General features: G+C 56.8%; 16 protein-coding genes. 5 read left to right on the top strand and 11 right to left on the bottom strand.

All coding sequences use genetic code 11. The features are described from left to right. Nucleotides 1-72: 72 nt before the first annotated feature. The 9 genes from HU752_RS20565 to HU752_RS20525 all read right to left on the bottom strand — a co-directional run bounded on the left by HU752_RS20565 (nucleotide 73) and on the right by HU752_RS20525 (nucleotide 7,219). Nucleotides 73-342 carry a DUF6555 family protein gene (locus tag HU752_RS20565; protein WP_186675990.1) on the bottom strand — a complete coding sequence of 90 codons (270 nt, stop codon included), beginning with the start codon at nucleotides 340-342 and terminating at the stop codon, nucleotides 73-75. Nucleotides 343-962: 620 nt separating this feature from the next. After that, nucleotides 963-1,847 (bottom strand): manganese catalase family protein, encoded by an 885-nt coding sequence (locus HU752_RS20560; RefSeq protein WP_186675992.1) that lies wholly within the window; start codon nucleotides 1,845-1,847, stop codon nucleotides 963-965. A 149-nt stretch (nucleotides 1,848-1,996) separates the two neighbouring features. Next, entirely contained in the window at nucleotides 1,997-2,299 is a 303-nt protein-coding gene (locus tag HU752_RS20555) for a con-10 family general stress protein (RefSeq protein ID WP_186675995.1), read from the bottom strand. 166 nt (nucleotides 2,300-2,465) lie between these two features. Beyond that, on the bottom strand, nucleotides 2,466-2,924 hold the full coding sequence (locus HU752_RS20550) for a UbiA prenyltransferase family protein (RefSeq protein WP_186675997.1): 459 nt from the start codon (nucleotides 2,922-2,924) through the stop codon (nucleotides 2,466-2,468). A 51-nt stretch (nucleotides 2,925-2,975) separates the two neighbouring features. Next, nucleotides 2,976-3,314, bottom strand: coding sequence for a cytochrome o ubiquinol oxidase subunit IV (gene cyoD, locus HU752_RS20545; protein ID WP_186675998.1), 339 nt, complete (start codon nucleotides 3,312-3,314; stop codon nucleotides 2,976-2,978). A 1-nt stretch (nucleotide 3,315) separates the two neighbouring features. Beyond that, complete coding sequence (gene cyoC / locus HU752_RS20540) at nucleotides 3,316-3,930, bottom strand: cytochrome o ubiquinol oxidase subunit III (RefSeq protein ID WP_186676000.1); 615 nt, start codon at nucleotides 3,928-3,930, stop codon at nucleotides 3,316-3,318. Between the two features lie 2 nt (nucleotides 3,931-3,932). After that, nucleotides 3,933-5,906, bottom strand: coding sequence for a cytochrome o ubiquinol oxidase subunit I (gene cyoB, locus HU752_RS20535; protein WP_186676002.1), 1,974 nt, complete (start codon nucleotides 5,904-5,906; stop codon nucleotides 3,933-3,935). Between the two features lies 1 nt (nucleotide 5,907). Beyond that, nucleotides 5,908-6,834, bottom strand: coding sequence for a ubiquinol oxidase subunit II (gene cyoA, locus HU752_RS20530; protein ID WP_186676005.1), 927 nt, complete (start codon nucleotides 6,832-6,834; stop codon nucleotides 5,908-5,910). Between the two features lie 133 nt (nucleotides 6,835-6,967). Further along, nucleotides 6,968-7,219, bottom strand: a complete 252-nt coding sequence (locus HU752_RS20525; protein WP_186676007.1) for a metallothionein — start codon at nucleotides 7,217-7,219, stop codon at nucleotides 6,968-6,970. Nucleotides 7,220-7,803: 584 nt separating this feature from the next. On the opposite strand from HU752_RS20525, the gene HU752_RS20520 reads away from it, so the two are divergent. Then, entirely contained in the window at nucleotides 7,804-8,340 is a 537-nt protein-coding gene (locus HU752_RS20520; RefSeq protein WP_186676009.1) for a hypothetical protein, read from the top strand. Between the two features lie 176 nt (nucleotides 8,341-8,516). Next, nucleotides 8,517-9,647 carry a sensor histidine kinase gene (locus HU752_RS20515; protein WP_186676011.1) on the top strand — a complete coding sequence of 377 codons (1,131 nt, stop codon included), beginning with the start codon at nucleotides 8,517-8,519 and terminating at the stop codon, nucleotides 9,645-9,647. Nucleotides 9,648-9,766: 119 nt separating this feature from the next. On the opposite strand, the gene HU752_RS20510 is transcribed toward HU752_RS20515, so the two are convergent. Then, complete coding sequence (locus HU752_RS20510) at nucleotides 9,767-9,946, bottom strand: con-10 family general stress protein (RefSeq protein WP_186676013.1); 180 nt, start codon at nucleotides 9,944-9,946, stop codon at nucleotides 9,767-9,769. 419 nt (nucleotides 9,947-10,365) lie between these two features. Here HU752_RS20510 and HU752_RS20505 point away from each other — a divergent pair, with 419 nt between their 5' ends. From HU752_RS20505 to HU752_RS20495, 3 genes are read left to right on the top strand one after another with little or no spacing between them, the layout of a single operon-like run. Further along, nucleotides 10,366-11,730 (top strand): iron-containing redox enzyme family protein, encoded by a 1,365-nt coding sequence (locus HU752_RS20505; protein WP_186676015.1) that lies wholly within the window; start codon nucleotides 10,366-10,368, stop codon nucleotides 11,728-11,730. 18 nt (nucleotides 11,731-11,748) lie between these two features. After that, nucleotides 11,749-12,720 (top strand): methyltransferase, encoded by a 972-nt coding sequence (locus HU752_RS20500; RefSeq protein ID WP_437182267.1) that lies wholly within the window; start codon nucleotides 11,749-11,751, stop codon nucleotides 12,718-12,720. A 20-nt stretch (nucleotides 12,721-12,740) separates the two neighbouring features. After that, a complete protein-coding gene (locus HU752_RS20495; RefSeq protein ID WP_186676017.1) occupies nucleotides 12,741-13,898 on the top strand; it encodes a carboxylate-amine ligase in 1,158 nt (385 codons plus the stop codon). A 1-nt stretch (nucleotide 13,899) separates the two neighbouring features. On the opposite strand, the gene HU752_RS20490 is transcribed toward HU752_RS20495, so the two are convergent. Next, nucleotides 13,900-14,178 carry a hypothetical protein gene (locus tag HU752_RS20490; RefSeq protein ID WP_186676019.1) on the bottom strand — a complete coding sequence of 93 codons (279 nt, stop codon included), beginning with the start codon at nucleotides 14,176-14,178 and terminating at the stop codon, nucleotides 13,900-13,902. Nucleotides 14,179-14,367: the final 189 nt, after the last annotated feature.

Below are 14,367 nucleotides of genomic sequence, written 5' to 3'. Positions count from 1 at the left end.
AACCTGCCTCCTGTTCCGGGTTTGTCATTTCAAATGAGGGGAGCCTTGTTGGGTGATGGCATGGATGACGGATCAATCGGGGGGTGGTGGGACATACGGTTTTGGAACAAAAGGCGCCTCCCCGGAACGCCACCACTTCACGTGCTCGACCCCATAGCGTTCGGCCAGGGGCTTGCTGATGCGTTTGACACGCTCGCGGGCGAATCGGGGTATACGGCCTATACCCGCGTCACAACAGGCCCAGTGCCAAGCCTCGGCGTTATCCATTGTTTGTGCCCGGATAATGAAAGTTTTGGGTTCGCCGTGGAGAAAGTATTCGATGATGAAAAGTTGGTTATTCATTTTTCCTCCTTGTGGTGTGTGTTGGGCGCATGGCTGTGTAAGGAGGTTCAAAATTTTTAAACTTGAGTGGTTGAGTGGTATCAATAAGCCAGTCTCTTTGAGTGAGGCGGTAGTGTGAATTTGCTATTATCCAAAGTTGAACGATAAACTTGTACAGAAAATAATTTTTTGTACAGATTTTGTATAGTTATTGATATTGCTCGCGTCATACTATTGGGCAGCGCTGATGCTCTCTTTAGTAAAACCGGGGGGTAAGCATTACGTTGAGGCTTCATGTGGCGAGGTCAGCGTTATTTGGGGCGAAGAAGGAATTTTCTGGGGGCTTGCCTGGGGCGCTAAATATCAAAATGATCGCTTATGAGGGAAGCACTTAATCTCTCATTCATACAGCAGGATGGCGTCAACGCTTGAGCCCGGTTTGAATACACTAACCCCAGATGGCCTGAGTCACTTTCTCCAGGATCAAGAGACTTCCACTGACGAAAATAAGGTAGCCGCTCCATCGCATGGGGCTGCAGTTGTTGCCGTGTATAAGGCGAAGAGATTTGGGTGAGAACGGGCCAGCCATGTGACACCTCCTGTGAGCGAGTGCGGCAGTCGTCGCACTCGTTTGGCGTCTATCAGGTGTGCTCACCTTGAATGAGCCCTGCTCCCAGGTCCGCCCCCGTGACGGGATTGGCCGCCGGGTCGGATCGGGTACGCGTTTTCATGGCTTCCAGTACAGCCTCGTCCGATGCAGGCAGTTCCACGCTGGCGCTGCCGTCGCCGCCATCGAGCGCCGGTTGAGGGCTGTCGATGTACTCGAAGTCATCATCACTGTTCCAGGGCCCCCGCAGATCGGGCTCACCCTTGGACATATTGAAGTAGGTGCTGGCGAACTGAGGCATGCCCGGCAGTTTACCTTGCGGGAAGTTGGGCTGAATGGCATGCAAGGCTTTTTCGAACGACTTCTGATGAGCGATTTCCCGGGTCATCAGGAAACCGAGTGCCTCCTTGATGCCGGGGTCATCGACCACGTTCATCAAGCGTTCGTACACGATTTTGGCCCGCGCTTCTGCCGCGATGTTCGAGCGAAGGTCGGCAGTCGGTTCGGTCATGGAGTCGACATACGCCGCTGTCCAGGGGACGCCGGCGGAATTCACCAGCGGGGCCCCGGCACCGTAAAGCAGACTCGTGATGTGTGAATCGTTACCCGCTCCATTGATCGCCCGGTAGAGCTCGCCTTCTTGCTGAACCCCCTCTGCCAGCTGTCCCTTGGCGCCCCGGTTGAGCATGACGATGATCGAACCGACCATCTCCAGATGGCTCAGCTCTTCGGTGGCGATGTCCATCAACAGGTCTCTTCGACCGGGATCCTCTTCGGCCAGTGCCTGGGTGAAGTATCGAGCGGCGGCGGCCAGCTCTCCATTGGCACCGCCAAACTGCTCGAGCAGCAGGTTGGCAAGGCCTGGGTTGGGTTGTGCGACGCGCACGGTGTATTGAAGACGCTTGTTGTGAAAAAACATGCTGAATCTCCTCTGGCGCATCTGCCTGAGTGGGCCGCACAAGCGCGGCCGCTCGGGTAATGGGCCCTGTCGCATCAGAATGAAAACGTGCTCAGTGACGTGGGAACCAGGCTTCAATGCCGCGTGAAGCCTGGTCGAGTGAGGTGCAGTTAGGATTTATGGCCACCTCCATGGCTATGTTGGCCGCCTTTTTTTCCGGCCTCGGATGCCTTTTCGTGGTCTTGGGCAAAGTTGCCGCCGCGGCCGCCGTTGGCTTCGTTGTCTTGGGCGTCGTTGGCATGCCTGCCACCACCATGACTGTGCTCGCCGCCTTTTCTGCCTGCTTCGGCGGCGCGCTCGGGGTCATTGGCAAAATTGCCGCCAGAGACTTGGCCGCCCTTACGACCCGCCTCAGAGGCTTTCTCACGGTCATTGGCAAAGTTTCCAGGATTGGTGTTTTCGGTATTAGCCATTTTTTGTTACCTCATGGTTTAGGGATACGAGCCATTGGCTCGTTTAATGTTGAGGTGAGAGGTGATGCAAGGTTTTATATTTGTTTAATGAGGGCGACGGGTGGAAGTGGGTTGAAGGTTCAACTTGTTTTGTGTTTCTGCGATGGTCAGTCGATAAGCCGCTTCGTTAAATAAAGAGCTTGATTTGTGAATCACCTATTGATAAGCGAAGCGGCAATCGAGCCAGCTTCTTGAGAAAACAGTGGTGCGTTACGGTGGTGTGAACGTTGCGGGGCGGCAGGGCTAATCCAGTGACGACAGAACTAGCGAAGCGGTATTTGGCACCCGCGGCTATCAGCCAATAACTGGTGCCGATAATCAGCATTGAGAAGTAAAAAACACCTAATCCGGCTTGACTGCCCAGAAAGGATCCAAAAAGCAGGAAGAATAGGATGTGGCTGGTAATACGGGCGGGTGTTTTTTCCAATGGCAAAACGGGAAGGCCGGCGGCGCAATAGTCTGTCTTGTGGACTGTCCAGATCGCGTAGGAGTGTGCCATCTGCCACTGACAGTACGTGGCTATCAGCAAGATGAGCGTCGGATCAACTTTGCCACCGCCGGCGCAATAGCCGATGGCGGGAGGCATGATCGATACAGTTGCTGAAGACGCAACCCGACGCGATGACCAGCGCTTGCTTCAGTGTGCCAACATGTTGATATGGATGCTTTCCATGATCCATAGCGACAGCCCCACCAGCAGCAGGATGATGATCAGTGAAAACACGAAGGCAATCAGGTTCCAGCGCTGCTCGGTGGCGGTGTCCAGGTGCAGGAAATACTTCAGGTGAACAAACACCTGTACGACCGCACTCAGAATCACCGCCCACGCGGTGATCTGGCGCGGTAACGTGGGGAACATGACCAGCCCAAAAGGAATGATCGTCAGGACCAGGGAAAGGACAAACCCGATCAGGTAGTACTGCTTGCTGCCATGGGTCGATCCAGCTGAGCTGTTGATGGAACTCTGGGTATACATATCAGGCCACTCCGAGCAGGTAGACGACGGTGAACACGCAGATCCAGACAACGTCGAGAAAGTGCCAGAACAGGCTCAGGCAACTCAGGCGCGTTGTGGTGGCGCTGGTAATCCCCCGAGTGCTGACCTGACACATGAGAACAGCCATCCAGATCAGGCCGACTGCGACGTGGATGCCGTGAGTCGCAACGAGGGTGAAGAAGGCGCTGAGAAAGCCGCTGCGGTCCGGACCGTACCCTTGTTCAATCAGGTGGTGGAATTCGTTGATCTCCATACCCACGAATGCCAGCCCCAGCATGAACGTCAGCACCAGCCAACGAATCACTTGCCTGGGCACTCCTCGGTTCATCGCGAGCATCGCGTAGCCATAGGTGATGCTGCTCAGCAACAGCAACAAGGTCTCTGCCAGGACATAGGGCAACTCGAAGATGTCCACTGTCGAAGGGCCGCCCGCGACGCTGTTGCGCAATACCGCGTAGCTGGCGAACAGCGTTGCGAACAGGATGCAGTCGGTCATCAGGTAGACCCAGAAGCCGAACATCCTCATCGAGCCTGCGTCTTCATGGCCCTGTTCGTGGTTGTGGGCAATGGCTTGATTTAAAACCGTGTTAGCCATGATCAGGCCTCCGCCATGTTCTGCAGCCGCGCTTTTTCGATCACTGCGACGTCCTGGGCAGGGATGAAGTGATCGGTGTTTTCGTCATAGCTGCGGGCAATCAAGGCCACGCAAGCTGCAAGCAGCCCGGCAATCGCCAGCCACCAGATGTGCCAGACCAGGGCAAAGCTGCAGAGGAAGGCAAAGAGGCTGATCACCAGGCCGGCTGAGGTGTTGCTTGGCATGTGGATATGTCGGTAGTCGGTGTGGCTGATGGTGCTGATACCACGTTCTTTCATGCCCCAATAGGCATCCAGATCATCGACTGCCGGCTGCTGGGCAAAGTTGTAGACCGGAGGTGGAGAGCTTGTAGCCCATTCCAGGGTGCGCCCATCCCAAGGGTCTCCCGTCTTGTCCCGGTGTCTATCGCGCTGGCGAATGCTCACCAGCAGTTGCAGGGCCTGGCAGGCGACGCCGCACAGAATGATTGCCACCCCGATCAACTCCAGCATCAGCCATGGACGCCACTCGGGGTTGTTGAAGTGATTCAGGCGTCGCGTCATGCCCATGAAACCCAACACATAGGACGGCATGAAGGCGAAGTAGAAACCGATCAACCAGCACCAGAACGCGGTTCGCCCCAATTTGTCGTTCAGCCTGAATCCGAAGGCCTTGGGGAACCAATAGGTCAGGCCTGCCATGTAGCCGAACACCGCACCGCCGATGATGACGTTATGAAAGTGGGCGATCAGAAACAGGCTGTTGTGCAATAGAAAATCCGCCCCGGGCACCGCGAGCAGAACACCGGTCATGCCACCGATACTGAAGGTCACGATAAAACCCAGCGTCCAGAGCATGGGCGTTTCGAAGCGGACCCGACCTTTGTACATGGTGAACAGCCAGGTGAAGATCTTCACCCCGGTCGGCACGGCGATGATCATCGTCATGATGCCGAAGAACGCATTGACATTACCGCCAGCGCCCATGGTGAAAAAATGATGAAGCCAGACGATGAACGACAGGATCGTGATGGCGATGGTTGCCCATACCAGCGACGCATAGCCAAACAGGCGCTTGCGGCTGAAGGTGGCGGCAATCTCTGAAAATATGCCAAACGCCGGCAGGATCAGGATGTAGACCTCCGGGTGCCCCCAGGCCCAGATGAGGTTGACGTACATCATCGGGTTGCCACCGGCTTCATTGGTGAAAAAATGCATGTCCAGGTACCGATCCATGGTCAGCATGAACAGCGTGGCGGTCAGGATGGGGAAGGCGGCCAATATCAGAATGGACGTGCACATGACGGTCCAGGTGAAGATCGGCATCTTGAACAGTGTCATGCCCTGGGTACGCATCTTGAGGATGGTGACGAAGAAGTTGACCCCAGTGAGCAGGGTACCGATGCCGGAGATCTGCAATGACCAGATGTAGTAGTCGACCCCTACGCCGGGGCTGTAGGCCAGCCCTGATAGCGGGGGATAGGCCACCCAGCCGGTGCGTGCGAACTCCCCAATGCCCAGCGACACGTTGACCAGAACGGCGCCGACCACGAACAGCCAGAAACTCAAGGCGTTCAGGAAGGGAAAGGCGACATCGCGAGCGCCGATCTGCAACGGCACGACCACGTTCATCAGCCCCACCACGAACGGCATGGCCATGAAGAAAATCATGATCACCCCATGGGCGGTGAAAATCTGGTCGTAGTGTTCCGGGGGAAGATAGCCGGCACCGCCGCTGGCAGCCATCGCTTGTTGCGTGCGCATCATGATGGCGTCGGAAAACCCGCGCAGGAGCATGACCAACGCCGCGATAATGTACATGCAGCCAATCTTTTTATGGTCCACGGAGGTGAACCATTCGCGCCACAGGTAGCCCCAGTAACGCTTGTAGGTCACCCAGGCGATCAGGCTGATACCGATGAGCGCGACGACTGCCAGGGTGTACATGATGATCGGTTCTTCGGTGGGGACGGCATCCCAGGTCAGTTTTCCGAACATGTCATTGCTCCTTCGACATCATGTCTTGGTGCGAGCGGTCATTGATTCTGATCGCACGCATCTCGGCGGCTTCGCCCTGGCGTCCGCGTGCAGGATTCATCCCCTCGTATTTATCAACGATGCTTTGAAACAGCTTGGCATCGACGCTCGAGTAGTAGGTCACCGGGTGAGCGATGCTGGGTCTGGCCAGGAGGCTGTACTGCGTGTGATCCAGGGGGCGGTCGGCACTTTTGACTTTGGCGATCCACGCCTGGAACTCGGAAGGGAGGGTGGAGTAGGTGGTGAAGTGCATGTCGGAGAAACCGGGACCGTTGTAGTTGGCGGCGATGCCCAGGAATTGCCCTGTCTCGTTGGCGATCAGGTGAAGCCTGGTCTGCATGCCGGCCATGGCGTAGATCTGGCCACCTAGTGCAGGAATGAAAAATGAAGTCATCGCCGCGTCCGACGTGATGGTGAAACTGACCGGCGTGTTTACCGGCAGGGCGAGCTCATTGACGGTGGCGATCCCCAGGTCGGGGTAGATGAACAGCCATTTCCAGTCGGTGGCGACCACCTGGACGTTCAGGGGCGCGGTCTGCGATTCGATGGGTTTGTAGGGATCCAGCGAGTGGGTGGTGCGCCAGGTGACCGCACCCAGAATGAGGATGATGAGCAGCGGTACCCCCCAAACCACGGCCTCGATCCGGTGAGAACTTGCCCAGCGTGGCGCATAGGGCGCGGTCTTGTTGCTGGCACGAAAACGGTAGGCGAACCAGAACATCATCACGATCACAGGCAGGACGACGATCAGCATCAGCCCTGTTGCGAGAAAAATGAGATTGCGCTCGTCGATTGCAATTTGGCCCTTGGGATGCAGAAGAACGGCATTGCACCCATAGAGCGTTGTTGCCGTGGTCATCAAAAATAGATGGCGCTTTTTAATGGGCATGTGTGCTCCCTCACGCTCGGCTGCATTCAAGAAGAATGGTCTTCAGTACAAGCTGCTTACATCGATTTGAATGCAGGGGTTTATCTTTGAATGACTTAAGGCAGCAACTGAATAGGTCTGGGGGTTATAACGTCTAGGGTTGATTAATAGGTGACTCGGTATTGTTTGCGTTATCTATTGATAAAACATCATTTGAAGAGTCATGACGCGCAACGGCTTGTTCGCAATTGCAATGGGGAGCAGAGCAGGCTTGTCCGTCGGCATGGTGCCTGGCACAGGCCGGGCTGCAGTACAGCTTGCCGTCTATCTCCACGGCCTGATGCGGCTCAACGGGACAGATGCAAGGCGGGCAGGCACATTGGCTGGTACTGGCGAGCGTAGGCATTTCTTTCTCCTCAAGACGGGGGCGGGGCACGCAAGGCGACACGCTGAAACAGGTCACAGGGGTATGGAACAGGTGTCCGATGGGTTGGTTTGACTTGATATCTTTTTTACGGACGAACGGTAAAACAAGCGAAGCGGTCAAGGGTTGATTAATACGCCTTGTCGGGCCTTCTTAAGAAGAATGGAATTATTATCGCTTCAGCGAAGTCCTTGAGTTTCTACCGTCGTTCTGGAGAAGAGCCATGCTATGCCGAGGACCTGTTTATAATGCATGGATACAGCAATCCATTACCGAACTGTGTCATAACGAAGCGGCCGACAATGGCTGTCACTTGGATGTTCGCGTTCGAGAGCGTTCCAATGGAGTACTTGAGCTGCTGGTCTGCGTTTACACCCATGATCTGCAACCGGTATGGGAGAGAGTCGAGGCGTTACCCGCAACGCAGTGGACGCTGGACGATGCGCTCCAGCGTGGGCGTGATCAAGCCGAACGCATAGCCGGTGGCGAGGCAGGGCGCTTGTCCTGTGCTGACTCAGGGCAGTCCGCCATCGAATGAAAAAAATTGACCACGAGAAACGGCTGCCATGACCCGGATCCTGACGTCTCAGACCAACGAGGATGAGCTGAGCGAGCAGAACGCCAAGATGTTCGGCTCTCCCAAGGAACGCCTGGATTTCTATCGCCGTGAGATCCAGTACGAAACCACCATTCTGTCCAACCGCACGGACGCCTACCTGAGCGCCCAGTCGTTTCTGGTCATCGCGTTTTCCTCGTGCATGGCTAACCTCAATCCCGAATGGGGCAAGCTCTTCACGTTGTCCCTGCCGCCGATATTGGCCTTACTCGGCATCCTCAGTTCGCTGAATGCTTGGCCTGGCATCAAGGCGGCCTACGAGATCATCGATCATTGGCATTTCAAGCAAAGCCAGTTGCTGCAAAGCGAGCCGGTGATGGGACTGGCCTACGATGAGTCACCGTTGTTCTGTGCCACTGAGTCAACGCACAAGGGGTATCGCAAATCGTTGCTCTTTTCTCTGCGGTCCCCGCTGCTTTTCGCGCTCTTCTGGTTGTTGCTCGGTGGCTGGTCGTTCGTTGTCCAGACCGTCAATTTCGGAGCCTGAGTGCCATGGAGTCTGCAGTGGAGGCCATTTGAGGAAGGAAGGTCGTAGGTTGAAGACGGGCGTCAGCCTGACTCTCTCTGCGCCGCTTACCGATTGTTGAACCGGTGGGCTTGGCACTCGAAGAAGTCGAAAAGGTTGGCTATTTCATGTTCTGGTAGGCACGGCAGGGAACACCCATGCGATTGTCGAATTTCATTATGCAGAACCTCGAACCCATCCTTCAGGAATGGGAGCGCTTTGCCCGTTCCATTGAAACGCCTTTCCAGTCGCTGGACGCCAGCGCGTTGAGGAATCAGGCCGAACAGATGCTCACCTGCATTGCCCTTGACCTTCGTACTCCCCAGACTGCGCAGCAGGAATATGAAAAATCTCAGGGGCGCGCTCCGAGCGACGAGTCGGATGCGGCGGCTCATTCTCACGCCCAGGCTCGCTGGTTTGCCGGCTTTTCGTTGAACCAGGTGGTGGCCGAGTATCGGGCATTGAGGGCCAGTGTATTGCGGCTCTGGCTGGCCGATGCTTCCCCGGAGCTGGCGTATCGCACTGACGATATGCTGCGCTTCAACGAGGCGATTGATCAGTTGCTCACCGAGTCTGTGTCTGCCTATGAAGAGGTGCTGGAGCAAACACGCAAGAGGGTACTGGGCATCGTCGGGCATGACCTTCGTAGCCCCTTGGGAGCCATCTTGATGAGCGCTGATTTATTGAACCGCACCACCGACCTGGATGAACGAGCCAAGGATCTGTCGTTGCAGATTGCCACGAGCGTTCGACGAGCCAACCACATCGTCAACGATATGCTGGACCTGACTCGTTGTAATCTCGGCGAAGGTATCGCCATGAATAAGCAGACGGTTGACCTTGCACTGATCTGTACTCAGGTCATCCGGGAACTCCAGGCCGTTCACCGTGAGGTGGCCATTCATGTGGAATGCCAAGAAACACCGGTGGTGGGTCAGTTCGATACTTCACGTATAGGGCAGGTATTTTCCAACTTGATAAGTAATGCCATACAGCATGGCGATCAATGCAAGCCCATTGATGTCCTACTGAAACAGAATGCCATCGAAACGGTGTTTTCGGTGCATAATCAGGGCGAACCCATACCCGCTTCGGTCATGCCGTTTTTATTTAATCCAGATGAGCGTTACTCACGGTATTCGGACCCTGAACGTAAGTCAAAGGCTGGACTGGGGCTGGGGCTATTTATTGCCAATGAAATCGTGGCGGGGCATGGAGGTCATATTAAAGTGAAATCAACTCGCAGTGGTGGAACCCTGTTCCAAGTGCTAATACCCAATCCTGAGTAAGGGTTGTCAGCTTACTGATCGTGCGCTCGGGAACACGGCAGCCCTCATCTCTGGCTGCGCGTGGTTGGAATGCCTGAAAGAGGCGCAAGGGCCGAAGCCCCTGCGCAAAGGCTCATGCATCAGCTACGGCCTTGGCCGCCGTGGCTGTGCTGGCCACCTTTTTTACCCGCTTCAGAAGCCTTTTGCTTGTCGTTGGCAAAATTGCCGCTGGAAGCATGGCCACCTTTTTTCCCAGCCTCGGATGCCTTGTCACGATCGTTGGCGAAGTTGCCCGGGTTCGAATTGCCTTTACTGGTCATGATGATTCCTCTGAATGGATGGATTACTCACTCGCCACATGGCGAGCATTAACTGGGAGTGAGGCCTGTATGAGAAGTTGGAATTAAAAAATATTCTGGCGATGAACGGTGCTGTTGCGGGTTTTTGCTATGAAATGCTTATAAGCAAGCGGCGTGTTTCTGCATTCTTTGCATGGGGGCTTTATTTTATATTTTGGCATCTAGGGCCGCTTCGCTTTAGCCATTCGCTCAATGGAAAGTAGAGCCTGCTGTTATTCTTGTTGTGGGCGACCAGCTATTTGCCGCGTCATGGCCGATCAAGCGTAACGGCAAATTCGACGACTTGGGCCCAGTCATCAGCCATGAGGGGAAGCAGATGGAATCTTTTCCTGGGCGCGAGGCTCTTCCACTCATGAACCATTGATTTCCAGGAGCATGGGATGACACCTCTCAAAGCGATGAACACCCGCTCGGTAGCTGAATCGTCTGCACCCCTGAGCCACCTTTACCAACGATTACTGACGCTTGGTGATGAGCCTCCGATTGAGCTGTCCCGCGTGTTCCTGCACCAGCAGTTGCAAGAGGTGGAGCCGGCGGCGCAACGCTTGCCGACCGAGTTCAATCAACTGATGGCCTGGGTAGAAGATCATTGTGCGCAGGTGGCTCGGCAGTACGCTGACTATTTACAGGCCCGCCAGCAGGGCGGCGGACGGCGTTATCTATCTGGCAGGGCGCACGCGCTGTACTTCCTTCAGGCCGTGGCACCGACCAAGCGGGTCGACGGCGCCTGGCTGTATGGCACGTTGAAGCACTGGCAAGACTATCGATATGACGGTCTGATCACGACCTACCTGGAGGAGCTGGGAGAGGGGGAAGTCGGGCTTAATCACGTGGCCCTGTACCGCCGGCTGCTGGCTGAAGAGGACTGCGAAGGCGATCTGCAACTCAGTGATGAGCACTATCGGCAGGGCGTAATCCAGCTGGCGCTGGGGCATGCGGCCGAGTCTTTCATGCCAGAGGTGCTGGGCTATAACCTGGGCTACGAGCAACTGCCTTTGCATTTGCTGATCTGCGCCTACGAGCTGAGGGAGTTGGGCATCGACCCGTATTACTTCACTCTGCACGTGACCATCGACAATGTCAGCAGCGGGCATGCCCGCAAGGCCGTTCAAGCGGTTACGGAACTGGCGCCGATCGGCCTTGACGCCGACTCGTACTGGCAACGGGTGGCCTGTGGTTACCAGCTCAACAACCTGGGGCTGGGCACCCTTGAGGTCATCCAGTCTTTCGATCTGGAGCGCGAAGTGGTTGCCATGCTTGAGCGAAAGCAACGGGCGGGCCGGTACCTGCACTCCGATCGATGCCGCTTCGAAGGCAAGACCGTCAATCAGTGGCTGGAACAGACCGGCTGTATCTCGTCTTTCCTGCAAGCCTTGCAAGACACGGGCTGGATCCGCCGTCATGAGAATCCTCAAGAGAGCCGTTTCTGGCGCTTGATCGAGGGCCGTGGTGCGGCGATGTTTGGCGTGTTCAGTGGCTATGAAAAACAACTGCTCAAGGATTGGATTTCAGGGCGCTGGCAGGCGCCTGCAAGCCCTGTGCGAGGCGGTTCGGTTTGCCGTGGTGCGACGATGGAGCAGCAGGAGGACCCCGAGACCTGCGCCCTGCGCCAGATCCTGAAGCGGTACCCGCCTGAGCAGCAGATCGATGTGCTGTTGCCCTGGCTATCCGCTCCTCGCCACAGCAGGCCCGCAGGCTTGTTTGCCGCCCGACATTTCATGGACCTGCGTGCCCGCATGCGCTGATGAATGAGGAGCCAAACCATGGACAGTTGCCATTCAGGTTTCACTCACGCGATGACCTATCAAGCTGACCAGACCCTGGTGCAATTGGGACGGCGTCTGCAGGCGGACGGCTACCGTTTTGTCACACCTACGCCGTTGACACATCAGCGGGTGCTCGCCCGGTCACCCGTTCCCTGCGCTGTGGATCTTCGCGATGTATTTGGTTGGTCCATGCCTTTCGATTCCAGCCTCATGGGGGCTGTCGAGCTGTCTCAATTGCAGGAGGCCGGGATCTTGAGGCAGGAGGGTGGCCTGCTGCGCAGCACGATTCGATGGTCCAGCCTGGGGGACTTGCTGCTGGCCCACTCGGCATATCCCACGCAAGAGGCTGATGCGGTGTTCTTCGGCCCCGACAGTTATCGTTTTGCCCGGGCGATCACCGATTATCTGAATCAGCGCTTTGAACCGATTGAGCGCGCCGTGGACATCGGCTGCGGAACAGGCGTGGGGGCGCTGCTGATGGCGCGTGCCCGGCCTGATGCAAGGGTACTGGCTGTCGACATCAATCCCCGCGCCTTACGCTTGAGTGCGGTGAATGCCGAGTTGGCTGAGACGCGCAACCTCAGTATTTACCATAGCGATTTACTGGACAGCATCGAGGGGCGTTTCGATCTGATAGTGGCCAACCCTCCCTACATGAACGATAGCCGGCAACGTGCCTATCGACACGGTGGCGGAGGGCTGGGCGAGCATCTGTCATTACGGATCCTCCAGGCAGCGTTGCCGCGGCTGAACGTCAATGGGGCCCTGGTCTTGTACACCGGCGCGGCGATCGTCAAGGGGCGTGATCCGTTTCTTGAGGCCGCACGGCCGTTGTTGCTGGATGCGTCCTATGGTTGGACCTATCGGGAGCTGGACCCGGATGTCTTCGGCGAAGAGTTGGACCAGCCCGGCTATGAGCAGGTTGAGCGGATTGCGGTGGTGGTGCTGACGGTGACCCGTTTGCGTTGATAAGCAGGGGGAGGGTTAGGATGTCTTTCGATCATGGCCTTCCCCAGCACGTGGGGGTAGAGGAGGAGTACTTTATCACCGATCTGCAAAGCCGGCAGATGGTTGCCGAGCCTTCGATACAGGTGCTGCAGGATTGTCGTGAGGCGCTGGGGGAGGGTTTTTGCTTTGAGATGTTTCAAGGGCAGATCGAGTGGGCATCTCCTGTGTTCGAGCACCTTGCACAGGCCAGCGAATGTTTGCGTCAGCGGCGCCAAGCGCTCGACCGGGCATTGGACCCTCACGGGTTGGGCTTTCTCTGCGCAGGAACGCACCCACTGGCCCTGTGGCGCCAACAGAAGGCCACACCCCAGGCCCATTTCCAGCAGCTGTTTTCGGAGTATGCCCAGGTCGCTCAGCGCAGTGTACTCAGTGGGCTGCACGTGCACGCGCAGGTGCCCTTAGGCATTGATCGTATTGGCGTCATGAACGAGGTATTGCCCTGGTTGCCGTTGCTACTGGCACTCAGCGCCTCGTCACCTTTCTGGCAGGGCCACCACAGTGGTTATTGCAGCTACCGCCAGGTGGCGTGCGATGAGTGGCCACGCATGGGCGCCCCGGAGTACCTGCGTGACGAGCGTGCCTACCGCCATTATCGATTGCAGATGCGTCGCATGGGGGCGCTACGTGGCGATACCCCGGTCTGGTGGGGCATTCGCCCGTCCTTACGCTATCCCACACTGGAGTTGCGCCTGACCGATGCCTGTCCTTGCGTTGAGGACGTACTGACACTGGCGGGGTTGTATAGTGTCATGGTGCGCCATGCCTGTTTGCTCGCCGAGCCGGGTCAGCGCTACACCCTGACCCATCACTGGCTGTTCAAGGAGAACCGCTGTCAGGCACGCCGCTGGAGCACACGTGGGCGTTACATGATGGATCCCGAACAGCCGGTCATGGATCTGCAGCAGTGGTTGGCCTTGGCGCAACAGACCTTCGGGCCGACGGCGCAGGCGTTGGGTCAGGAGCAGGTCTTCACCCAGGCAGGGGACCTATTGCGAGAGGGCACCAGTGCCGAGCGTCAATTGCAGTGTTTCCAGGCTCAACCTGCTCATTGGGAGGAGCCCTTGCGGTGCCGGGCAGTGGTTGACCTGCTCATGGCGCAGAGTCGTGGCAAACCACCCCCCGGTGTCGAATCGTTGTAGGTCACTTGGTCGGTGAGTCAGCGGGCTTGAGCGAGCCAGTGGTGCTGCGGTTCCGTGCATTTTTCCCGAAACCGCGAACATTCATCGCGCACAGGCAAACCTGTAACACGATCAAGGCATACGCCTGGGCCTGCCATCCCCATATAGCCCACAGCACATTGCTGAGGGTGAAGCAGATGAAGCCGATCATTCGGCGTTTGGGTTCAAGCGAGCCAATCAGCCAAGCGGCCAATACGGTGACCAACATGGCCGGCCATTGCAGCATGTCCAGGTAAACCATGAGCTCCTCGTCGGTCTTCGGTTCCAGTGGGCTGTGGTGGAGGTGGTGCGTCTGTACCCCTGTTTAATCGACCGCAGCAGGCCGTGTATTTCTTCATCGTTTTTTTCCTGCCGAAGAAGGCTGCCTGGAACAGCCACGACGCGGTTATGCCAGCAGCGGCGCGGAGGCGACACTGGTCTGATGGGCACG

The organism is Pseudomonas vanderleydeniana (assembly GCF_014268755.2).
Classification (GTDB): domain Bacteria; phylum Pseudomonadota; class Gammaproteobacteria; order Pseudomonadales; family Pseudomonadaceae; genus Aquipseudomonas; species Aquipseudomonas vanderleydeniana.
This window is presented reverse-complemented; position numbering and strand designations above follow the sequence as displayed.

What these genes read in the sequence shown, in the direction of transcription:
- HU752_RS20565 (WP_186675990.1), bottom strand. Translation starts at nt 342, where the DNA reads ATGAATAACCAACTTTTCATCATCGAATACTTTCTCCACGGCGAACCC.
- cyoA (WP_186676005.1), bottom strand. Translation starts at nt 6,834, where the DNA reads ATGCCCATTAAAAAGCGCCATCTATTTTTGATGACCACGGCAACAACG.
- cyoD (WP_186675998.1), bottom strand. Translation starts at nt 3,314, where the DNA reads ATGTATACCCAGAGTTCCATCAACAGCTCAGCTGGATCGACCCATGGC.
- HU752_RS20550 (WP_186675997.1), bottom strand. Translation starts at nt 2,924, where the DNA reads ATGCCTCCCGCCATCGGCTATTGCGCCGGCGGTGGCAAAGTTGATCCG.
- HU752_RS20500 (WP_437182267.1), top strand. Translation starts at nt 11,749, where the DNA reads ATGGACAGTTGCCATTCAGGTTTCACTCACGCGATGACCTATCAAGCT.
- HU752_RS20495 (WP_186676017.1), top strand. Translation starts at nt 12,741, where the DNA reads ATGTCTTTCGATCATGGCCTTCCCCAGCACGTGGGGGTAGAGGAGGAG.
- HU752_RS20490 (WP_186676019.1), bottom strand. Translation starts at nt 14,178, where the DNA reads ATGGTTTACCTGGACATGCTGCAATGGCCGGCCATGTTGGTCACCGTA.
- HU752_RS20560 (WP_186675992.1), bottom strand. Translation starts at nt 1,847, where the DNA reads ATGTTTTTTCACAACAAGCGTCTTCAATACACCGTGCGCGTCGCACAA.
- HU752_RS20525 (WP_186676007.1), bottom strand. Translation starts at nt 7,219, where the DNA reads ATGCCTACGCTCGCCAGTACCAGCCAATGTGCCTGCCCGCCTTGCATC.
- HU752_RS20515 (WP_186676011.1), top strand. Translation starts at nt 8,517, where the DNA reads ATGCGATTGTCGAATTTCATTATGCAGAACCTCGAACCCATCCTTCAG.
- HU752_RS20555 (WP_186675995.1), bottom strand. Translation starts at nt 2,299, where the DNA reads ATGGCTAATACCGAAAACACCAATCCTGGAAACTTTGCCAATGACCGT.
- HU752_RS20510 (WP_186676013.1), bottom strand. Translation starts at nt 9,946, where the DNA reads ATGACCAGTAAAGGCAATTCGAACCCGGGCAACTTCGCCAACGATCGT.
- HU752_RS20520 (WP_186676009.1), top strand. Translation starts at nt 7,804, where the DNA reads ATGACCCGGATCCTGACGTCTCAGACCAACGAGGATGAGCTGAGCGAG.
- cyoB (WP_186676002.1), bottom strand. Translation starts at nt 5,906, where the DNA reads ATGTTCGGAAAACTGACCTGGGATGCCGTCCCCACCGAAGAACCGATC.
- cyoC (WP_186676000.1), bottom strand. Translation starts at nt 3,930, where the DNA reads ATGGCTAACACGGTTTTAAATCAAGCCATTGCCCACAACCACGAACAG.
- HU752_RS20505 (WP_186676015.1), top strand. Translation starts at nt 10,366, where the DNA reads ATGACACCTCTCAAAGCGATGAACACCCGCTCGGTAGCTGAATCGTCT.